At 68.6% G+C, this 21,441-nt stretch carries 16 protein-coding genes; 9 read left to right on the plus strand and 7 right to left on the minus strand.

All coding sequences use genetic code 11. The annotated features are described in order from the left end of the window. Positions 1–21: 21 nt before the first annotated feature. Both K9U40_RS05660 and lpxB read left to right on the plus strand, forming a co-directional pair. On the plus strand, positions 22–855 hold the full coding sequence (locus K9U40_RS05660; RefSeq protein WP_282889235.1) for an LpxI family protein: 834 nt from the start codon (positions 22–24) through the stop codon (positions 853–855). Between the two features lie 10 nt (positions 856–865). Continuing rightward, positions 866–2,056 carry a lipid-A-disaccharide synthase gene (gene lpxB, locus K9U40_RS05665; protein ID WP_282889236.1) on the plus strand — a complete coding sequence of 397 codons (1,191 nt, stop codon included), beginning with the start codon at positions 866–868 and terminating at the stop codon, positions 2,054–2,056. 207 nt (positions 2,057–2,263) lie between these two features. Here the strand turns inward: lpxB and gltA are convergent, their stop codons facing one another. From gltA to K9U40_RS05685, 4 genes are all read right to left on the minus strand, one after another. Then, positions 2,264–3,574, minus strand: a complete 1,311-nt coding sequence (gltA, locus tag K9U40_RS05670; protein ID WP_282889237.1) for a citrate synthase — start codon at positions 3,572–3,574, stop codon at positions 2,264–2,266. Between the two features lie 171 nt (positions 3,575–3,745). Next, a complete protein-coding gene (gene mobA, locus K9U40_RS05675) occupies positions 3,746–4,375 on the minus strand; it encodes a molybdenum cofactor guanylyltransferase MobA (protein ID WP_282889238.1) in 630 nt (209 codons plus the stop codon). 233 nt (positions 4,376–4,608) lie between these two features. After that, positions 4,609–7,314 carry a glycosyltransferase gene (locus K9U40_RS05680; protein ID WP_414114757.1) on the minus strand — a complete coding sequence of 902 codons (2,706 nt, stop codon included), beginning with the start codon at positions 7,312–7,314 and terminating at the stop codon, positions 4,609–4,611. 235 nt (positions 7,315–7,549) lie between these two features. Beyond that, positions 7,550–8,014: a hypothetical protein gene (locus K9U40_RS05685; RefSeq protein ID WP_414114758.1), complete on the minus strand. Its 465-nt coding sequence runs from the start codon at positions 8,012–8,014 to the stop codon at positions 7,550–7,552. A 193-nt stretch (positions 8,015–8,207) separates the two neighbouring features. Here K9U40_RS05685 and K9U40_RS05690 point away from each other — a divergent pair, with 193 nt between their 5' ends. Next, positions 8,208–9,833 (plus strand): glycosyl hydrolase family 17 protein, encoded by a 1,626-nt coding sequence (locus K9U40_RS05690; protein ID WP_282889241.1) that lies wholly within the window; start codon positions 8,208–8,210, stop codon positions 9,831–9,833. Here the strand turns inward: K9U40_RS05690 and K9U40_RS05695 are convergent. Beyond that, a complete protein-coding gene (locus tag K9U40_RS05695; protein WP_282889242.1) occupies positions 9,793–10,191 on the minus strand; it encodes a hypothetical protein in 399 nt (132 codons plus the stop codon). The two genes, K9U40_RS05690 and K9U40_RS05695, sit on opposite strands and share 41 nt — an antisense overlap. Positions 10,192–10,324: 133 nt before the next feature. Between K9U40_RS05695 and glmU the strand changes: the two genes are divergently transcribed. The 3 genes from glmU to K9U40_RS05710 all read left to right on the plus strand — a co-directional run bounded on the left by glmU (position 10,325) and on the right by K9U40_RS05710 (position 15,210). After that, positions 10,325–11,671 carry a bifunctional UDP-N-acetylglucosamine diphosphorylase/glucosamine-1-phosphate N-acetyltransferase GlmU gene (gene glmU / locus K9U40_RS05700; protein WP_282889243.1) on the plus strand — a complete coding sequence of 449 codons (1,347 nt, stop codon included), beginning with the start codon at positions 10,325–10,327 and terminating at the stop codon, positions 11,669–11,671. Positions 11,672–11,821: 150 nt separating this feature from the next. After that, positions 11,822–13,645, plus strand: a complete 1,824-nt coding sequence (gene glmS / locus K9U40_RS05705; protein ID WP_282889244.1) for a glutamine--fructose-6-phosphate transaminase (isomerizing) — start codon at positions 11,822–11,824, stop codon at positions 13,643–13,645. 134 nt (positions 13,646–13,779) lie between these two features. Continuing rightward, positions 13,780–15,210 (plus strand): DUF1254 domain-containing protein, encoded by a 1,431-nt coding sequence (locus K9U40_RS05710; RefSeq protein WP_282889245.1) that lies wholly within the window; start codon positions 13,780–13,782, stop codon positions 15,208–15,210. A 68-nt stretch (positions 15,211–15,278) separates the two neighbouring features. On the opposite strand, the gene K9U40_RS05715 is transcribed toward K9U40_RS05710, so the two are convergent. Both K9U40_RS05715 and recG read right to left on the minus strand, forming a co-directional pair. Continuing rightward, positions 15,279–15,734 carry a YbaN family protein gene (locus K9U40_RS05715; RefSeq protein ID WP_282889246.1) on the minus strand — a complete coding sequence of 152 codons (456 nt, stop codon included), beginning with the start codon at positions 15,732–15,734 and terminating at the stop codon, positions 15,279–15,281. A 17-nt stretch (positions 15,735–15,751) separates the two neighbouring features. After that, positions 15,752–17,845 carry an ATP-dependent DNA helicase RecG gene (recG, locus tag K9U40_RS05720; protein ID WP_282889247.1) on the minus strand — a complete coding sequence of 698 codons (2,094 nt, stop codon included), beginning with the start codon at positions 17,843–17,845 and terminating at the stop codon, positions 15,752–15,754. A 121-nt stretch (positions 17,846–17,966) separates the two neighbouring features. Here recG and K9U40_RS05725 point away from each other — a divergent pair, with 121 nt between their 5' ends. The 3 genes from K9U40_RS05725 (at position 17,967) to K9U40_RS05735 (ending at position 21,414) form a co-directional block, all read left to right on the plus strand. Beyond that, positions 17,967–18,626 (plus strand): protein-L-isoaspartate(D-aspartate) O-methyltransferase, encoded by a 660-nt coding sequence (locus K9U40_RS05725; protein WP_282889248.1) that lies wholly within the window; start codon positions 17,967–17,969, stop codon positions 18,624–18,626. A gap of 113 nt (positions 18,627–18,739) precedes the next feature. Beyond that, positions 18,740–20,011 carry an alpha/beta hydrolase gene (locus K9U40_RS05730; RefSeq protein ID WP_282889249.1) on the plus strand — a complete coding sequence of 424 codons (1,272 nt, stop codon included), beginning with the start codon at positions 18,740–18,742 and terminating at the stop codon, positions 20,009–20,011. Between the two features lie 158 nt (positions 20,012–20,169). Continuing rightward, positions 20,170–21,414, plus strand: a complete 1,245-nt coding sequence (locus K9U40_RS05735) for a M23 family metallopeptidase (RefSeq protein ID WP_282889250.1) — start codon at positions 20,170–20,172, stop codon at positions 21,412–21,414. Positions 21,415–21,441: the final 27 nt, after the last annotated feature.

Raw genomic sequence — 21,441 nt, forward strand, 5'->3', positions numbered from 1 at the left:
AAACCTCCCGGCGGCGGCCCCGTGGGCATCGTCGCGGGGGGAGGCGCGTTTCCCGCCGCCGTGGCGGAGGCGGTCATCGCCCAGGGGCGCGAGGTGCTGCTGCTGCTGATCCGCGGCTTCGCCGATCCGGCGCTGGAGCGCTATCCTCACCAGTGGTTTCGCCTTGGCTCGCTCGGCAGCGTCACCGCCCTGGCCAAGGCGCGGGGCGTGCGCGATGTGGTGATGGTGGGCGCGCTGACCCGTCCGCGCGTGTCCGATCTCGGTTTCGACTGGACCATGCTGCGCCTGTTGCCGCGTATCGCGCGGCTGTTCCGCGGCGGCGACAATCATCTCCTTTCGGGCGTGCTCGGGCTAGTGGCGGAGCAGGGCTTCAACCTTGTCGGCGCGCACGAGGTGGCCCCGGGGCTGCTCCTGCCGCAGGGTGTCCTCGGCGCGCGCGCCCCATCGGCGCAGGACCGGCAGGACATGGCCCGCGGGCTCGATGTCATCCGCACCCTCGGGCCGTTCGACGTCGGGCAGGGAGTGATCGTGGTGGATGGCTTCGTCGCGGCGGTGGAGGCGGCGGAGGGAACCGACCAGATGCTCGCGCGCTATGGCGATATGCGCCGCACCGGACGCCTGCGCTTTCACGCGGGGCGCGGCGTGCTGGTGAAGGCACCGAAACCCGGGCAGGACCGGCGCGTGGACCTGCCGTCCCTCGGTCCCGCCACCGTGGCGCGCGCCGCCGAGGCAGGGCTCGCCGGCATCGCCTTCGAGGCCGGCGGCGCCATCGTGCCCGACGTTCAGGCGCTGATCGCCGCCGCCGATGCCGCCGGGCTGTTCATTTTCGGCATGGACCGGAGTGGCCAGAAGTGAGCAGGCCATTATGAGCGGGCAGGCGGGGAAGGTGCTCCGCATCTTCATGGTCGCTGGCGAGGAGTCCGGTGACCAGCTCGGCGGCGCGCTCATGGAGACGCTGAATACCGCTGCGCCGGGCATCGCCTTCACGGGTGTGGGTGGCCGGCGCATGGAAGCGGCCGGGCTCGCGAGCCTTTTTCCCATGGAGGACCTCACCGCCATCGGCATCGCCGCGGTCCTCGGCAAACTGCCCACCATCCTGAGGCGCCTCAGGCAGACCGTGGATGCGGTGCTTGCCGATCCGCCCGACGTGCTGGTGCTGGTGGATGCGCCGGATTTCACCCACCGCGTCGCGGCGCGGGTGCGGGCGCGGAACCCGAACATCCCCATCGTGAAATATGTCTCGCCCACCGTTTGGGTCTGGCGGCCGGGGCGGGCGGCGGCCATGCGTCCGCACGTGGATGCGCTGCTTGCGCTTCTGCCCTTCGAGCCGGAGGTGCACCGTCGGCTCGGCGGGCCGCCCACCTATTATGTGGGCCATCCCCTGCTGGAGCGGCTCTCCGAACTGCGCCCCTCGGAGGCGGAGGCCCGGCGCCGCAGCGAGGAGCCGCCGCTGGTCCTGGTGCTTCCCGGCAGCCGCCGGCGAGAGATCGTCCGGCTCGGGGCGGATTTCGGTGCCGCGCTGGCGCGCGTGGGGCAGGGCCGGCCCATGGATCTGGTGCTGCCCACCCTGCCGCGTCTCGAGCCGCTGGTGCGCGAGACCATCGCGTCCTGGCCGCTCAAGCCGCGCATCGTCACCACGGAAGCGGAGAAATACGCAGCCTTCCGCAGCGCCCGCGCCGCGCTTGCGGCATCGGGAACCGTGACGCTGGAACTGGCGCTGGCCGGAATTCCTCACGTGGCGGCCTATCGCGTGGGATGGGTCGAGGCCCAGATCGCGCGGCGCGTGCTCCAGGGCACCACGGTCATCCTCGCCAATCTGGTGGCGGGCGAAAACGTGGTGCCGGAATTCCTGCAGGAATATCTCACGGTGCCGGTGCTGGCCGATGCCCTCGACCGGGTCATCGGCGCGACGCCCGAGCGGGCACGCCAGGAAGCGACATTTGCCCGGTTCGACGCCATTTTCGGCATTACCGGGCCGAGCCCCAGCGCCCGGGCGGCCGAAGTGGTCCTGCGCCTCGCCCGCCATGGGCGCCCCGGCGCGTTGCCGCCGGCCTGAGCCTGTCGCGAACCGCCTCGCGTCCTGATCAATGCCGGGCTCGCCCTACCGCCTCGCCATGGGCACGGGAGCGGCGCCCGAACGAAAAACGCGGCCCGGAGGCCGCGCTTTCCTTGCTTCATCCAATTCCGATCGTCCGCACGGTGATGACACGCGCGTCGATCACTTGCGCGTCGATCACTTGCGCGTCGATCATTTGCGCTTCGATCACTTGCGCTTCGACATGGCGATATAGTCGCGCTGGGCGGCGCCGGTATAGAGCTGGCGGGGACGGCCGATGCGCTGGCCCGGATCCTCGATCATCTCCTTCCACTGGCCGATCCAGCCCACGGTGCGCGCGAGGGCGAACAGCACGGTGAACATGGTGGTGGGGAAGCCCATCGCCTTCAGGGTGATGCCCGAATAGAAGTCGATGTTCGGATAGAGCTTCTTCTCGATGAAATAGTCATCGGAGAGCGCGATGCGCTCCAGCTCCACCGCCACGTCGAGCAGCGGGTCATCCTTGATGCCCAGTTCGTTCAGCACTTCGTGGCAGGTCTGCTGCATGATCTTGGCGCGCGGGTCGTAGTTCTTGTAGACCCGGTGGCCGAAGCCCATGAGGCGGAAGGGATCGTTCTTGTCCTTCGACCGCTTGATGTATTCCGGGATGCGGTCCACATGGCCGATCTCGGTGAGCATCTTGAGGGCCGCCTCGTTGGCGCCGCCATGGGCGGGGCCCCACAGGCAGGCGATGCCGGCGGCGATACAGGCGAAGGGGTTGGCGCCGGAGGAGCCGGCGAGGCGCACCGTGGAGGTGGACGCATTCTGCTCGTGGTCGGCATGGAGGATAAAGATCTTATCCATGGCCTTCGAGAGAATCGGGTTGACCTTGTATTCCTCGCACGGCACCGCAAAACACATGCGCAGGAAGTTCGACGTATAGTCGATGTCGTTCTTGGGGTAAACGAACGGCTGGCCGATGGAATACTTGTAGGCCATGGCCGCCAGCGTCGGCATCTTCGCAATCATGCGGATGGATGCGATCAGGCGCTGGGTGGGGTCTGAAATATCGGTCGAGTCGTGGTAGAAGGCCGAGAGCGCGCCGACGGAAGCCACCATGATCGCCATGGGGTGGGCATCGCGGCGGAAGCCCTGGAAGAAGCGGCTCATCTGCTCGTGGACCATCGTGTGACGGGTCACGGAAGCGTCGAACTCGGCCTTCTGGGCAGCGGTCGGCAGCTCACCGTAGAGCAGGAGATAGCAGGTTTCGAGGAAGTCGCCATTCTCGGCGAGCTGCTCGATGGGGTAGCCGCGATAGAGCAGCACGCCCTCGTCACCGTCGATATAGGTGATCTTGCTTTCGCAGGAAGCGGTGGAGGTAAAGCCGGGGTCATAGGTGAACAGCCCGGTCTGGCCGTACAGCTTGGAGATGTCGACCACGTCGGGGCCAATGGTCCCTTCGTGGATCGGAAGGTCCCAGCTCTTTTCCCCCAAGCTCAGCTTGGCCGCTTTTGCCCCGGTATTGGTGGTGGCGTCCATGGATCCCTCATCCTTTGGGCGGACAAGAACCGGATCTCCACGCGGAGCCGGACGTGGCCATCCGGATCCCCGAGCGGCAAGTCCGTCCCCGCTCTGGCGTCTTCGCGAATGCGAAGCTGCCGTGAAGCAGTCCTAAACCCTCCCCAATCCTGCCGCAAGCGTGACCATGCTTCATTGCCGGGCAGTCCGGCGAATCTCTGCAATGGCAAGGTCTTCCGGTGTGTTCACATTGAAGAAGGGATCTTCCGGTTCACTGTCCCACGCTTCTGTTACGGCTTTAAGGCCATCGAGGAGAAGCCCGACTTTCAGCCGTCCCGCCTCCAGGCTTTGCCGCAGCGCGGTGCGAGAGGACGCGGGCCAGAGCGCGATCACCGGGTGGCGTTGCCCCAGGGAGCCCGCGCAGACCACGCCGCCGGTCAGCGCCTGCCGGCTCTGGAGGCGGGCGGCGAGGTCGTGGGGCAGAAAGGGCGTGTCGGCCGGGACGCTGAGGAGGCTGGCGCCAGGATCCTCGCGCGCCAGGCGCTCAAGGCCCGCAAGCACGCCCGCCAGGGGGCCCGGATGGCCGGGGATGGTATCCGGCACCAGTTCGCAGCCAAATCCGGCATAGTTCTGCGCGCCGGCATTGGCGTTGATCCAGAGTGCGCCCACCTGGGGCCGCAGGCGCGCGATCACGTGGGCGATGAGGGGCTCGCCGCCGAGCCGGACCAGCGGCTTTGCCGGCGCGCCCCGGGCCGGCGCATCCATGCGCTGGCCAAGGCCGCCGGCGAGGATGATGGCGTGGGGCGGGGATGGGCGCGTCATGCGCTTTCATAGAGCGTTTTTGAGCGAAGTGGAAACCGGTTCGCGCGAAGAAAACACGTCAACACAAAGACATAGAGCACCAGCGGCCAAACGGAAATGGCGCGACCGCCTTGGCAGGAGGTATTTAGATACTCCTGAGTGAATCGGATCTGCCTTCCACCAGCGGGCCTGAAACGAAAACGCCCGGCACAAGGCCGGGCGTTCGGTGTCGGTTTCAGCCGGGGCCGGGCGCCTCAGTCGGCGACGGCGGGCGGAGGGGTGAGGCCGAGGCGGCGCGGCACCACGGCGAGCTTGGCGCCCACGGCACGCCAGAAGGCGAACTGGTTGAAGCGCGAGGGCTCGAAGGCGCCGATCAGGGCGGCGGCGACGAAGGGCAGGCTCTGCACCATCAGCGCGATGCCATAGAGGTTGATCTCGCGGATATGGCGCCAGTCATTCTTGGTCAGCGCCACGCCCGGCCAGTTGTTCAGCACCAGCAGCGCGATGCCTGCCAGCAGCAGCAGGCCGCCCAGCGTGGCCTCGGGCAAGGCCGGGAAGGAGCGGGCCGCGCCGGCGAGCCAGTTGTTGCCCTTGGCCGTGCGGGCGAAGGCGAGGTCCTTGTAGCGGAAGCCGTCCAGCACCGCCTTTGCCACCGTGAACTGCACCGCGCTCGCCGCCACCGCCGCGCCCACCATGCGCAGGGGGGTAGTGTCCACCCGCAGCCGGTAGAGGCTGACGAAGTGCATCAGGTAGACGAGGAAGGTCACCAGGATCGGCAGCGTCAGCACATGGGCCGGCACCGACACGCCGAGCAGCAGCACGAAGGGCACGAAGGCGAGGGAGGCGATGGCCATGAAGGCGCCCACCGATTCCGAGCCGAGCCAGGAGACCCAGCCGAGGATGAAGTGGCGACGCTGGGCCGTGGTCAGGCGCGAGCGGTTCGGCAGGAACTTCCGCCAGTGCTTCTTGATGATCTGGAAGCCGCCATAGGCCCAGCGGTGACGCTGCTTCTTGAAGGCCTCGAACGAGTCGGGCAGCAGACCGTAGCCGTAGCGCTTGCGGGTATAGTGGGTCTTCCAGCCGTTCTCGGCGATGGTCAGGCCGAGATCGGTGTCCTCGCAGATGGTGTCGGACGACCAGTTTCCGGCCTCCATCATCGCCGCGCGGCGGATGAGACACATGGTGCCGTGCACCACGATGGCGTCGTCCTCGTTGCGCTGGACCATGCCGATGTCGAAGAAGCCGGCATATTCGGCGTTCATGGCCTCGTGCAGCAGGCTGCGGTCGGCGTCGCGATGGTCCTGCGGCGCCTGGACCAGCCCCACGGTGGGGTCGTCGAACACCGGCACGAGGTCCTTCAGCCAGTCGGGCGTCACCACATAGTCCGCATCAATCACGCCGATGATCTCGGCATCCGGCGCGGTCTGCTCCAGGGCGATGCGCAGGGCGCCGGCCTTGAAGCCCGCCACCTTCTCCGCATTGATGAACTTGAAGCGGTCGCCCAGCGCCGCGCAATGGGCGCGCACCGGCTCGACCATCGCCGGGTCGGGCGTGTTGTTGACGATGATGATGGCCTCGAAATTCGGATATTCGAGCGCCGCCAGGGCATCGATGGTCTGCTTCAGCATCTCCGGCGGCTCGCGATAGGCGGGCACGTGGATGGAGACCTTGGGGAAGCGCGTAGGTACGCCGGACTTGTGCGCGTCGATGAGCCGGCGCGGGCCGCTGCCGAAGGCGATCGCCGCCATCTCCTCGATCCGGTAAAGCAACACGAAGACGAGGGGCACCAGCATCACCACGCTCAGGGCGAGGGTGATGTAGTCGCCGCCGGTCACATAATGGTTGAGCCAATAGTCCACCACCATGGCGAGCCAGGCCGCGACGCCGTTGGCGGCGCCGGCGAGCACGAGGCCCTGTGACATGGTCAGTTCGCGCATGCGCAGCAGCGGCAGCGTGAACAGCACGCCGAGCAGCAGAGCGAGGATGGCGGTCTGGCTGAAGGTATTGTCGTAGATCGGGCCGGTGAGGGGGAATTTCAGGTCGCGGTCCGCGTCGAACACGCCCCAGTACTGGCCGACCGAGCCCTCGTTCTGCTTCTTCGGCAGGTCGAAGGCCTCGATGATGTTGTACTCGATGCCGAGCGCATCCGCCCGCGCTGCGAAATCGCGGATGATCATGGCCTGGGCCAGCGGATCGGGCACCGAGGCGCCACGATTGTAGCCGTGGGAGGGCCAGCCGAACTCGCCGATCACGATGCGCTTGCCGGGATAGGCGGCGCGCAGGCGGTTGTAGGCGTTGATGGTGTAATCGACGACCTTGTCCGCCGGCACGTCTTCCCAGTAGGGCAGGATGTGGGCGAGGATGAAGTCCACCGACGAGGCGACCTCCGGGTGGTCGAGCCAGGTGTTCCAGATTTCGCCGGTGGTCACCGGCACGTTCACCTGCCGCTTCACGCTGCGGATCAGCTCGGCCAGCTGGCGGTCGTCCATGTCGGCGCGCAGCAGGGTCTCGTTGCCGACCACCACGGCCTGCACGTTGCGGTTCTGGCGCGCCACCTCGATCACGCCCGCGATCTCGCGGTCGTTCGCGGCCTTCGCCTTGGGAATGACCTCGCCGGTGTCCTTGTCGTGGTCGCGGTTGAGCCACGCGCCCGCCGTCACCCGGATGCCCTGCTCGCCGGCGATGGGGGCGATCAGTTCCTTGCCGTTGGTGGAGGAATAGGTTCTCACGCCGCGCGTGTAGGGCGCCACCACCTGCATGTCGGAGCGGATCTGCGCGGCATTGGTGGGAGCCTCGCCCTCGGGGCTCATGTCCCGGCTGAAGGGGGCGAAGGACAGGCTCTGGAAGCGGTCCGTGATGTTCGGAGCGCTTACCTCGGGACGCGTGGAAAGCCACATCGCGGCGTGGATCGAGGTCACAACCGCAATGACCGCTGCCGCAGCAGCAAGACCGGGACGCATGGCAAAGCCCACCCTGGAGGGGAGATCGAACCCTGAACGCTGGCTTAGGGCGGAGGGTTCCGGGAAACGGCTTCGGGGCACCCTTTCGACCTGCCCCCGCGGTCGGCAATGCAGCATTAACGATCAATTTACGCTGCATTGCGTCGAGACACTAACATGCTCACCGTTGGAGATAAATCCCGATCATGGCGCTGCTGGGACGCCGTTGCGTCAGCCCCATGATCGGCCGGTGATCTTATTGTTGCGCCGGAGCAGGGGCCGGCTGCGGGGCCGCCGCCACATAGTCCGGATTGACCCAGCACTGCTGCACCCGGCCGCCGAGGCGCTCCTGGGCCTTGGGGTCGATGTTGCCCTGCCGCACCAGGCAGCGGAAGGCGAGCTTCAGGTGCTCGGTCGGGCAGCCGAACTGCTGGTACATTTCGAGGTGCCGGCGGGCGGTGTCGATATCGTCACGCCACAGCAGTGCGGCGATCCGCCGCCCGGTCCAGACGCATTCCGGCAAGCCGGCCGTTCCGGGCAGCTTCGCCGCCTCATTGAACTCCTCCACAGAGCGCCGCTGGGCTTCGGCGGCGGCCTTCTGCTCCGGTGTCAGCTGCTCCGTGGCGGGCTTCTGCTCGCTCGGCTGATTCTGTGCGGCGGCCGGCGAAACGCAGGCGAAGGCGATGGCGGCCGCGAGGAGCGGAAGTCGAAAGCGTTGCATGAGTGCCATTTTCTCAGAAGGAACGCGGAGAGAGCCGCGGCGACACGTTAGGAGAAGGGATTGAATTTGTCAGCATGACGGCGCCCTCCCCATGGGCGTGACCTTGCGACGCCCGCACCTGCGGGAAGGCTTCACACCGCCTTTGTGAGGCTCTATGTGGCGGCGGGGTCCCCTCGTCTCGTCTGGAGTTTCGATGCCTTCCTCCGTGCGGCTGCCCGTGGTGCTCGCGCTCGTGGTGGCCGGCCTCATCGCCGGCCTCTGGACCCTGCTCGGGCGGCCCGTGGCCATGCCACCGTCGCCGCTGGCGCAGGGCGAGAAGCTACCCTGCGTGTCCTACGCCCCGTTCCGCGACGGCCAGTCGCCGTTCCACAAGGGCCTGGTGATCCCGGAAGCGCAGATCGACGAGGATTTCGCCCGCCTCGCCAGGATCTCGGCCTGTGTGCGCACCTATTCCATCGAGATGGGGCTCGACAAGGCGCCCGCCATCGCCCGCAGGCACGGCCTCACCATGCTGCTCGGCATCTGGCTGGGGCCGGAGGTCGACCGCAACCGCATCGAGCTCGATACCGGCATCCGCCTCGCCCAGGAAAATCCCGACGTGGTCAAGGGCGTGGTGGTGGGCAACGAGGTGCTGCTGCGCGGCGAAATGTCCGCCACCGAGCTGGCGGGCGTGCTCGCCGGCGTGAGGCGCCAGGTCGCGCCCGTCCCGGTCACCTACGCCGACGTGTGGGAGTTCTGGGAGCGCAACAAGGGCCTGACGGAGAACGTGGATTTCGTCACCATCCACATCCTGCCCTATTGGGAGGACCTGCCGGTTTCCGCCGCCGAGGCGGGCCCCCATGTGGACGAGATCCGCCAGCGCATGGCCGAGGCATTTCCCGGCAAGGAGATCCTTATCGGCGAGACCGGATGGCCCAGCGCCGGCCGCATGCGCGAGGAGGCGCTGCCGTCCCCCTCCAACCAGGCGCGGGTGATGCACGACGTGGTGGCGCTGGCCAAGCGTCAGGGCTATCGCGTCAACGTCATCGAAGCCTTCGACCAGCCCTGGAAGCGGCGCAGCGAGGGCACAGTCGGCGGCCACTGGGGGCTCATCGACGCCGATACACGCATGCCGAAATTCGCCTGGGGGCAGCCGGTGGAGGATCATCCCGGCTGGCGCATGCACATCGCCGTGGGCCTCGTGGTGGTGGCGGGGGTGTTCGCCAGTGCCTTTGCCGGCGGGCGGGCGCGCGAGGGCGGTCCGGACACGCGGGACTGGCTGGCGGTCGCCGGCATCGCCCTGTTCGGCGGCGCCACCCTGGGGGCGGCGATTTCCGCATTGCCGCTGGAAAGCCTCGGCTTTGTCGGCTGGCTGCGCAACGGCTTCCTGTTCGCCGTCGCGGCCGCGAGCCTTGTGGTGATGCCGGCGGTGATCGGGCAAGGCCAGGGTCTCGCGCCGTTCTCCGTGGCCCTCGACGCGCGCCGCTGGGCGGTCTCGTCCGGCGCCGCCATCGCCGCCGCGCTGATGCTGGCGCTGGCCGTGGTCGCGGCGGGCTCGGTGGCCTTCGAGCTGGTGTTCGACCCGCGCTACAAGGATTTCCCGGTGTTTCCGCTCACCGCCATCGTGGCGGCGGTGACGGCGCCCATGCTGGTGCGCCGCGCCGACCGGGACGGGGCGGGCCTCGGCGAGGTCGTCGCCATGTGGGGCCTTCTGGTGGCAGGCATTTATGTGCCGCTCAACGAGACCCTGTCCAACTGGCAGGCGGCCTGGTTCGGCGCGCTGTGCCTCGTCCTCGCCTTCACGCTGTGGCGGGTCCAGGCCGTGCAAAGGAAAGGATGAGCATCATCGCCGCCAGCGCGCCGGCGATCTCGTTGTGGAACACCAGCGCGAAGGCGGAGAACACCATGCCCACCGCGAAGGTGGCGAGGCCCGGCGCCACAAGCTGGATCAGTGCCACAACCAGCGCCACGGCGCCGAACACGTTCCACAGGGACAGGGCCAGCACGGCGGCCCGGCCATAGCACGCGGCGCTTTCGAGCCCGGCCTCGCAGGCGAGCCCGACCAGGGCGGGCTCCACCACCAGGTAGCGCATGTACAGCGCCCATCCCACCGCGCCCATGCCCAGCGGGATCAGCCAGTTGAGGGTGCGCGGGCCGGGCAGGAAGAGCGGGCGCTCGGAATAGGGAATGTTCGGCATTCAAGGTCTCTTCGGCCGGCGGAACGGAGCATGCTCCTTATGAAATGACGCCGGACGGGTCCAGTGGCAAGGCGGGATGGCGCACGGGGCGGCGGCAGGGTAAGGGACAGCGCTTCGCCGAGGAGGGGTGAGAATGAGTGACCGGAGCCTGCTCGTTGTGGTTCTCGCGGCCGGGGAGGGCACCCGCATGGCCTCGCGGCTGCCGAAGGTGCTGCACAAGGTTGCCGGCAGAACCATGCTGCACCACGTGCTGGCCGCCACCCGCGCCGCCGGCGCCACCCGCACCGCCGTGGTGGTCGGTCCCGGCCGCGAGGATGTCGCTGCCGAGGTCCGCAGGATCGTGCCCGATGCGGAGGTGTTCGAGCAGACCGAGCGCCTCGGCACCGCCCATGCCGTCCTCGCCGCCCGCGCCGCGCTCGAGAAGGGCGCCGACGACGTGCTGGTGCTCTATGCCGACACGCCCTTGGTGCGGCCGGAAACCCTCGGCCTGCTGCGGGCGCCGCTGGCGGCCGGCGCGGCGGTGGCGGCCCTCGGCTTCGAGCCGGCCGACCCCACCGGCTACGGCCGCCTCGTGACGGCTGGCGACGACCTCGTCGCCATCCGCGAGGAGAAGGATGCGAGCGCGGCGGAAAAGGCCATTGGCTTCTGCAATGCCGGCCTCATGGCTCTGGCCGGCACCCACGCGCTCGGCATTCTGGAGCGCATCGGCAACGCCAATGCCAAGGGTGAATATTATCTCACCGACGCGGTGGAGATCGCCCGCGCCGACGGGCTTCCTGCCGTGGCCGCCCGCGCCGATGCGGACGAAGTGGCCGGCGTCAACAGCCGGGTGCAGCTGGCCGAGGCGGAGGCCATCCTGCAACGCCGCCTGCGCCTTGCCGCCATGGCCGGCGGCGCCACGCTGGTGGCCCCCGAAACCGTGTTCCTGTGTGCCGACACCGTGCTGGGCCGCGACGTGATCGTGGAGCCTCACGTGGTGTTCGGCCCCGGGGTGAGCGTCGGCGACGACGTGGTCATCCACGCCTTCTGCCACCTGGAGGGCGCGCGGCTGGAATCGGGGGTCAGCATCGGTCCCTATGCGCGGCTGCGGCCGGGCACCCAGCTCGATTCGGGGGTGCGCATCGGCAATTTCGTGGAGACCAAGGCCGCCCATATCGAAAGCGGGGCCAAGGTGAACCACCTGTCCTATGTGGGCGACGCCCATGTGGGCGCGGACGCCAATCTCGGTGCCGGCACCATTACCTGCAACTATGACGGCTTCGGCAAGTACCGCACGGAGATCGGGGCAGGGGCCTTCATCGGCGTGAATTCCGCCCTGGTCGCTCCCGTGACCGTCGGCAAGGGCGCCTTCGTCGGCACCGGTGCCGTCATCACCTCGGACGTGCCGGACGATGCCCTCGCCATCGCCCGCAGCCGGCAGGTGGTGAAGGAGGGCTGGGCGCGGGAGTTCCGCGCCGCCCGCGCCAAACCGAAGGGCTGAGGCGTTCCCCGCTGTCAGAAAGCGAAAGCGGAAGTGATGCCGTCCGGGCTTGAGCGAACGGGCGGGAACGGTCCATTCAGCTTTGGAGTGGACCTTGGGCTTTAAGCGGGCGCCGACCTCTGGCGACCGGAACCAGCGGAGCTTTTGTGCATGTGCGGCATCGTCGGCATTCTCGGGAAGGGCGCTGTCGCGGACAAGGTGGTGGAGGCGCTCCGCCGCCTCGAATATCGCGGCTATGATTCCACCGGCATCGCGACCCTCGAGAACGGCCACCTGGAGGTGTGCCGGGCCGAAGGCAAGCTGCGGCACCTGGAAACCAAGCTCGACAAGCATCCGCTCAACGGCCATTCGGGCATCGGCCACACCCGCTGGGCCACCCACGGCAAGCCCTCCGAGCGCAATGCCCATCCCCATGCCACCAGGCGCGTGGCGGTGGTGCACAACGGCATCATCGAGAATTTCCGCGAGTTGAAGCAGGATCTTGAAGCCCAGGGCGTCGGTTTCAAGAGCGATACCGACACCGAGATCGTCGCCCAGATGGTGGACCGCGAACTGCTCGCCGGCCGCGAGCCGGTGGCGGCGGTGGCCGCCGTGCTGCCGCGCCTGAAGGGCGCCTTCGCCCTCGCTTTCCTGTTCGACGGCAAGACCGACCTTCTGATCGGCGCCCGGCGCGGCTCGCCGCTGGCCATCGGCTATGGCAAGGGGGAGAACTTCCTCGGCTCGGACGCCATCGCGCTCGGTCCGTTCACCGACCGCATCGCCTATCTCGAAGAGGGCGACTGGGCGGTGCTGACCCGCGAGAGCGTCGAGATCCGCGACGAGACCGGGCGCCTGGTGGAGCGCACCATCCAGAAGGTGCCGGCCGGCGCCATGCTGGTGGACAAGGGCAACCACCGCCATTTCATGGCGAAGGAGATCTACGAGCAGCCGGAGGTCATCTCCCACACCTTCGGCCATTATCTCGACCTCGCCGCCGAGACCGTGACCCTGCCGGAACTGCCGTTCGACCCCAAGGCGGTGTCAAGCATCTCCATCACCGCCTGCGGCACCGCGCTCTATGCGGGCGAGGTGGCGGAATACTGGTTCGAGCGGTTCGGGCGGGTGCCGGTCTCCACCGACATCGCCTCCGAGTTCCGCTACCGCGAGACGCCGTTGACGCCGGACGGCATCACCATCGTCATCTCCCAGTCGGGCGAGACGGCGGATACGCTGGCCTCCCTGCGCTACGCCAAGGAGTGCGGGCAGAAGGTGGTGGCGGTGGTGAACGTGCCCACCTCCACCATCGCCCGCGAGGCGGACGTGGTGCTGCCCATCCTGGCCGGGCCGGAGATCGGCGTCGCCTCCACCAAGGCCTTCACCTGCCAGCTGGCGACGCTGGCCTGCCTCGCCGTGGCGTTCGGCCGGGCCAAGGGCGTGCTGGGCGAGGAGGATGAGCACAGGCTGGTCCGCGCCTTCATGGAAGTGCCGCGCCTGATGACCGAGGCGCTGAAGCTCTCGCCCGAGATCGAGGTGCTGGCCCGCACCCTCGCCAAGGCGCGGGACGTGCTCTATCTCGGCCGCGGCACCAACTACCCGCTTGCCCTTGAAGGCGCGCTCAAGCTCAAGGAAATCTCCTACATCCACGCCGAGGGCTATGCCGGCGGCGAGCTGAAGCATGGCCCCATCGCCCTCATCGACGAGAAGATGCCGGTGGTGGTCATCGCTCCCCACGACCGCATCTTCGACAAGACCGTCTCCAACATGGAGGAGGTGGCGGCGCGCGGCGGCCGGATCATCCTCGTCACCGATCCGAAGGGTGCCGAGGCGGCGGCGGTGGACGCGGTGCAGAAGCTGATCCTGCCGGAGATGCCGTCCACCGTGTGCCCCATGGTCTATTCCATTCCGGTGCAGCTGATCGCCTATCACACGGCGGTCATCATGGGCACGGACGTGGATCAGCCGCGCAACCTCGCGAAATCCGTTACGGTGGAGTAGTCTGGGTAATCATTCCACCCGTCTTGGCCTTCCGCGCCATGGCGCGCACGACCGGTTTGGCGGTCATTGCGGAGCCATGGTCGCCCCGTTAGAACGGCGCCGGCTCAGCTGTCGCAACCCTGAGGAGGACAGGAATGACCATTTCCCGCCGGAACATGATGCTCGCTGGCGCTGCCGCGTCCGCAGCGATGATGGCCAGGGGCGCCCTCGCCTGGGATGGTCCCCTCGCCGATCTGGTCGAGGGTGCCGAGGACTTCAAGACCGCCTCCGACGCCTACGTCTTCGGCTATCCCCTCGTCACCATGGAGATGACGCGGCGGGTATTGACCAACGTCGCCAAGGCCGAGGGCACCCGCGGGCCGATGGGCACCATCATCAAGTTGCGTTCCTATCCCGACGCCACGTTCCGCGACGTGACGGCGCCGAACGCGGATACCCTCTACACCACGGCCTTCTTCGACGTGGGCGACGAGCCGTGGGTCGTCGGCGTGCCGGACATGAAGGGCCGCTATTTCCTCCTGCCCTTCCTCTCCGGCTGGACCGACGTGTTCGAGGTGCCCGGCTCGCGCACCACCGGCACCGGCGCCCAGACTTATCTCATCACCGGGCCCGGCTGGACCGGCACGGTGCCCGCGGGCATGACGCAGCTGAAGTCGCCCACCAGCATGGTCTGGATGCTGGGCCGCATCTATTGCACCGGCACACCGGAGGACTATGCGGCGGTCCATGCCCTGCAGGACCAGTTCAAGCTGCAGCCGCTCTCCACCTGGGGCAAGGACTACACCCCGCCGGCCGGCAAGGTCGATCCCTCCATCGACATGAAGACCCCGGTGCGCGACCAGGTGAACGACCTCAGCGCGGTCGAGTTCTTCACCCTGCTCGCCGAGCTCATGAAGAAGAATCCGCCCGCCGCGCAGGATGCCCCGGCTCTGGAGCGCTTCAAGGCCATCGGCCTCGTGCCGGGGCAGAGCTTCGACGCGAAGGCGATCGACGCCCGCTGGTCGAAGCGCCTGCCCACCTTGTCCTATGACCGCATCATGCTGCACTTCAAGTTCAGCGATGGCGACGTCAAGGAGGCCGGTGGCTGGGGCTACACCACCAAGACCGGCCTTTATGGCACCGACTATCTCCAGCGGGCCCTGGTTACCGCCATCGGCCTCGGCGCCAACCGGCCGCAGGACGCGGTCTATCCCACCTCGCTCAAGGCCGCGAACGGCGAGGCCTATAGCGGCGCGAACAAATACACCCTGAAGTTCCCCGCCGGCCAGCTGCCGCCGGTGAAGGGCTTCTGGTCGCTCACCATGTACGACGACCAGATGTTCTTCGTGGCCAACCCGATCAACCGCTATTCCATGAGCATGCGGACGAATCCGAAGATCGAGGCGGACGGTTCGCTGGTCATCTATATCCAGAACGAGAATCCCGGTCCCGGCAAGGAGGCCAACTGGCTGCCGGCGCCCAAGGACAAGTTCAAGCTGATGATGCGCCTCTATTGGCCGAACGAGACCGCGCCTTCCATCCTCGACGGCTCGTGGGCCATCCCGCCGGTCACCAAGGCGGGTTGAAGCAGCCTCCAGCCGGATGCAGGACAGCGACGGGGCTCCCGGCGGGAGCCCCGTTCGCACGCCGCCCGTCAGTGATTGGGGCGGCTCGCCACGAACACCGTCAGGGCGATGAACACCACGCCCAGCACCGCCAGAAGAATCGTCGGCGCGCCGAAATACCAGCTCCCCGTCCAGGTGCCGACGAAGCTCGACAGGGCGAACAGCTTCACCAGCGGTGGAATGGCTCCGGTCTCGCGCCAGCGCACCACGCCGGGGCCGAGCCAGCGGTGGTTCAAGAGCCACGCCTCGAAGCGCGGCGAGGAGCGGGTGAAGCACCATGCGGCCAGGATCAGGAACACCGTTCCCGGCAGCATGGGCACCACCATGCCGATGGCGCCGATGACGAGAAAGACGATGCCGGCCGCGAACAGGAGCTTCCGGTAGATGGCCGCGCGGGACCAGCGGCCGGCCAGCTGCTCGCCTTCCGACCGATGCGGGCGGCCGGTGGGTGGCAGGGCGCCGGAGGTGTCTGAATCGGCCGTCATGGCCGGAACATGGCCCCTCATCCGGCCGAGAGCAAGCGCATGGCGGCGTCGCGCTCGGCCAGGTGCAGCAGGGTGTGGAGCGGGCCGGCCTCAGGTTCCGCAAGGTCCGGATCGGACCTGACGCGCTCAGCCGCGGCGGCCCGGGCGGCCTCCACCTCGCCGGAATGGAATTCGAGGCGCGCCGTACGGAAGCCCGGCATGCCACTTTGCCGTGTGCCGAGCACGTCGCCCTCGCCGCGCAGGCGCAGATCCTCCTCGGCGAGGCGGAAGCCGTCCTGGCTCTCGCGCAGGATGGCGAGGCGGGCCTTCGCCGTCTCGCCCAAAGGCGCGCGGTAGAGCAGGAGGCAGACGGAGGGCTTGTCGCCGCGCCCCACCCGCCCGCGCAGCTGGTGGAGCTGGGCGAGGCCGAAGCGCTCCGCATGCTCGATGACCATTACCGTGGCCTCCGGCACGTTCACCCCCACCTCGATGACGGTGGTGGCCACCAGTAGCCGGGTCTCGCCCGCGGCGAAGCGGGCCATGGCCTCGTCCTTGGCCGCCCCGGACATGCGGCCGTGCACCAGCCCCACCTTGTCGCCGAAGATGGATTTCAGCACCTCGAACCGCTCGGTGGCGGCGGCAAGGTCCGAGGTGTCGGTCTCCTCCACCAGCGGGCAGATCCAGTAGGCCCGGGCGCCGGAGGACAGGGCGCGGCCGACCGCCGCCACCACCTCGTCAAGCCGGTCGAGGGGGATGGCGCGGGTGTCGATGGCCTGCCGGCCCGGCGGCTTCTCGCGCAGCTCGCTGGACTCCATGTCGCCGAACAGGGTGAGGACGAGGGTGCGCGGGATGGGGGTGGCGGTCATCACCAGCATGTCCACCGCCTCCCCCTTGCGGGCGAGGGTCAGGCGCTGCTCCACGCCGAAGCGGTGCTGCTCATCCACCACCACGAGGGCGAGGTCGCGGAAGGCCACGTCGTCCTGGATCAGCGCATGGGTGCCCACCACAATGTCGGTGCGGCCGTGCTGCAATTCCGTGAGCACCGCGGTGCGCGCTCGGCCCTTCTCCCGCCCGGTGAGGAGGCCGACGGAGAGGCCGGCGGCCGCGGCGAGGGGGGCGATGGTCTCGTGATGCTGGCGGGCGAGGATTTCCGTGGGCGCCATGATGGCGGTCTGGCGGCCGGCCTCGGCCACGGTGGCGGCCGCCATCAGCGCCACCACCGTCTTGCCGGAGCCCACGTCGCCCTGGAGCAGGCGCAGCATGCGGGTTTCGGCGGCGAGGTCCGCGCGGATCGCCTCCACCGCCTGCTCCTGCCCGCCGGTGAGGCGGAAGGGCAGGGCGGCGCGGAGCTGTGCGGAAATGTGCCCGTCGCCCACGGTCGGGCGACCGCCGGCCTTCTCCTCCTGCGCGCGCAGCAAGGCGAGGGTGATCTGGTGGGCGAACAATTCGTCGAACGCGAGCCGCCGCCATGGCCCGCCGGCCGGGGTCGCCTCGTGGGGCGTGGCGGGCCGGTGCACGCGGGCAAGGGCCTCCCTGAAGGAGGGCCAGCCGCGTTCGGCGAGGAGTTCGGCCGGAATCCATTCGGCAAGCTCGGGCACGCGCTGGAGCGCGGCCTCCATGGCCCGGCGCACATGGCCGGCGGCCAGCCCCTCCACCAGCGGATAGACCTGTTCCACCGCCGGCAATCTGGCGAGGCCCGCGGCATCGAGGACGCGGTCGGGATGGGTCATCTGCCGCATGCCGTCATAGAGCGAGATGCGCCCGCACAGCCACCGCGTCTGCCCCACGGGCAGCATGTGTTCCAGCCGCGCCGGGTCCATCTTGAAATGCACCACCACCATGTCGCCGGACGCGTCCGACACATAGGTGCGGTGGGGCGCGCGGCTGCCGGAGGGTGGGGACTGGTGGGAGTCCACCCGCACCTCCAGCGTCACGTCGGTTTCCGGGATGGCCTCGGCGATGGCGGGGCGGGCGCGCCGGTCCACGAAGCCGGAGGGCATGTGGAACAAGAGGTCGATGACGCGCGGCATCTCCCGTCCCAGCAGCCGGCCATAGGGCCGCGCCAGCTTGGGGCCGATGCCCGGCAGGCTGGTGAGCGGCGCGAACAGGGGGAGGAGGGCATCCGGGCGCATGGCGGCGGAAGGTGTCCTCTTCGCCTGCGCCGCGCAAGCGGCCCATCCTCGTCTTCAACTGGAGGTCACATGCGATCTACTATATCAATCAATGGCTAACCCGCACCAATGGGGGTCCCGCATGAGCACCGGCGAGAGCGAAGGCGAACAGGCCGAACGCATGGCCTTCATCCTCGGCCTGCGCCAGAAGGGGATTCGCGACGTGGGCGTGCTGCGCGCCATGGAGTTGGTGCCGCGCCCGCTGTTCGTGGACCCCGCATTGCGCCGGCATGCCTATGACGACGTGGCCCTGCCCATCGCCTGCGGCCAGACCATGTCACAGCCCAGCCTCGTCGCGGCCATGACGGAGGCCCTGTCGCTCACAGCAGAGCATACGGTGCTGGAGGTGGGGACCGGCTCGGGCTACCAGGCCGCCGTGCTCTCCCACCTTGCCGCGCGGGTGGTGACGATAGACCGTTACCGGTCCCTGGTGGAGGAGGCGCAGGCGCGCTTCGAGGTGCTGGGCCTGCGCAATATCACCGCCTATGTGGGCGACGGCACCCAGGGCATGCCCGCCCGCGCCCCCTTCGATCGCATCATGGTGACTGCGGCGGCCCCCGACATTCCCCTCCCGCTGATCGACCAGCTCAAGTTCGGCGGTGTCATCGTGATGCCGCTGGGGGCTCCGGAGGAGATCCAGACCCTCGTGCGCTACGTGAAGGAGCAGTCCGGGCGCACGCGCACCGAGCTGATGAAGGTGCGTTTCGTGCCGCTCGTGCCGGGCGCTGCGGCCACACTTTGATTTAAAGCGCCATGGCGCGGCCCCATTGGCCTGCTCTTACGCTGCGCTGCGGTTGCCGCAGGCAGACGTGTCCGTTATCGAAGGTTTACGTACCGTTTCGGGGGATGAATAACGTGGCGGTTGTCGTGTCGCGCCGCAGGTGGCGGGTTCTGGCGTGCGCAGTGCTCCTCGGCACCCTTGCGGGCTGCGGGGGGCGGCCGTCCGGCGTGCTCATCCCGGTCCCCGACGATGTTCCCGGAACCTCCCGGGTCAATATGGTGGTCGCCACCGTGCGAGCGCGCGACGACGGGCCGGACATCTTCAGCGGCGAGCGCGCGCGCAAGCCGAGCTATGCCGAAATCACCGTCTCCATCCCGCCGGACAGCGCCCGCAAGCCCGGCGATGTGCAGTGGCCGAAGTCCGTTCCCGGCAATCCGGCCACCGACTTCGTCACCACCAAGCTTGACGAACTGACCCAGGACCAGGCCATTGCGTGGTTCCGCGAGCGCATCCGCCGCACGCCGAACCGGCAGGCGCTGGTGTTCGTGCACGGCTACAACCAGCGCTTCGACGACGCGGTGTTCCGTTTTGCCCAGATCATCCACGATTCCAACGCCCCGGTGACGCCGGTGCTGTTCACCTGGCCGTCGCGCGGCAGCCTGCTCGCCTATGGCTACGACCGGGAAAGCACATCGGTCTCGCGGGACTCCCTCGAGCGGCTCCTGACCTTCATGGCGAAGGACCCGAACGTGGGCGAAATTTCCATCCTCGCCCATTCCATGGGCAATGTGGTGACGCTTGAAGCGCTGCGGCAGATGGCCATCCGCAACGGTCGCATCCTGCCCAAGATCAAGTACGTGATGCTCGCCGCGCCCGACGTGGACGTGGACGTCTTCGCCACCTTCTTCAATGAGTTCGGGCCGGATCGCCCGGCTTTCACCATGTTCGTTTCCCAGGACGACAAGGCGCTCGCCGTCTCCAAGCGGGTTTGGGGCGACGTGCCGCGCGTGGGTGCGGTCAATCCCGAGCTGGAGCCCTACCGCTCCGAGTTCGAGCGCAACAACATCAACGTCATCGACCTCACCAAACTGAAGACCAACGATGCCCTTGCCCACGGCAAGTTCGCCGAGAACCCGCAGGTGGTGCAGGCCATCGGCGCCCGCCTCGCCGAGGGCCAGACCATGACGGATTCCCGCGTGGGCATGGGCGAGCACATCATCAAGCTCACCTCGGACGCGGCTTCCACCGTGGGCACGGCCGCGGGCCTCGTCATCGCCGCGCCGGTGGCGGTGGTGGACGAGAACACCCGCGCCCAGTACGGCCATCACGTGAAGCATCTGGGCCATTCCGTGACGGACACCACCACGAGCGGCACCAACGTGGTGACCGCCCCGGTCGGGCGCTGATCCGGCATCGCGCCGGCCGCGTGGGGCAGTGTTGCTCCTGCGCAACGGGTCAGGTGAAACTTGGGCGGCAGTCCGCCGGGACCCGGTCACTTAAGCCGCCGTTTACGCATGGACCCCTTAACTGCCGCATGTATTTCGTTGCGTGCGAGTTCGGTCACATGCGTATTTCCAGCGAGACTCACGGGCGTAATGTCTTCGCGCGACTGGCGTTGATCGGGCTTGTGTCCGGCACGGTCGCCGGATGCAGTTCGGACGCGACCCGGTTCCTGTCGGACGGCTTCGCGCCGCAGCCCCAGCAGCAGGCAAATGCCGGCTACGGCGGCGGCTACCAGGGCCAGCCCGGAGGCGGGCAAGGAGGCGGGGATGTCACCGGCTCGCTCGGCGCCGCGCCGTCCGGCCGGGTCGATTCCATGGCCCTTCCCCCGCCCGGTCCCCAGCCTTCATCCTATGCCGCCTCCGGCGGCGGGCAGCCGCTCTATGGTGCGCCGGGCTACGGAGCCACCGCTCCGGCCCCGGTGGCGGCCGCCGCGCGTCCTGCCGCTCCCGGCACCCATGTGGTGGTCGGCGGCGAGACCCTGGCATCGGTGGCCCGCATGTACGGGGTTTCCCCGGCGGCGCTGGGCGCGGCCAACAACATCCCGGCGGGCCATACGGTGCGTACCGGCCAGACCCTCGTCATCCCCCCCGGCGGCAACGGCGCGTCCCAGGCGCATGCCGTCCAGGCGGCGGCCCAGCCGGTCGCCGCCGCGAAGCCGCCGCAGGTGGCTACCGCCTCCAATACCCTGACCGTTCCCGGCAAGCCGGCCAGCCAGCCGGCGACCGTCGCCGCCAAGCCCCTGGCTGCCGCCCCCGTGGTGTCGCAGACCCTGACCCCGCCTCCGGCCGCCAGCGCGTCCGCCAAGGGCACGGCCGCGCCGACCCAGGCGGTGGCCAGGTCGGCCGCGCCCGAGCCGAAGGTGGAGACCGCCGCCAAGGTGACCCCCGCAGACGATGCGGACGACGCCCCCCGCGCCTCCGGCTCCGGTCCCCAGTTCCGCGCCCCGGTGCGGGGCCGCGTCATCGCCTCCTTCGGCCCCAAGCCGGGCGGCGCCCACAATGACGGCGTGAACTTTGCCGTGCCGGAAGGCACCGGCGTGCGCGCCGCCGAAGACGGCACCGTGGCCTATGCCGGCAACGAACTGAAAGGCTACGGCAATCTCGTGCTGGTGAAGCATGCGGACGGCTATGTCACCGCCTATGCCCACAACAGCGAGCTGAACGTGAAGCGCGGCGACACCGTGCGGCGCGGCCAGATCATCGCCAAGGCGGGCCAGAGCGGCAACGTCAACTCGCCGCAGCTGCACTTCGAGATCCGCAAGGGCTCCACCGCGGTGGACCCGAGCCGCTACGTGGCCGGCCTCTGAGCCGACCCGAAATTCTCCTGACGACGG

It is taken from the genome of Xanthobacter autotrophicus (assembly GCF_030015065.1).
GTDB lineage: Bacteria > Pseudomonadota > Alphaproteobacteria > Rhizobiales > Xanthobacteraceae > Xanthobacter > Xanthobacter autotrophicus_D.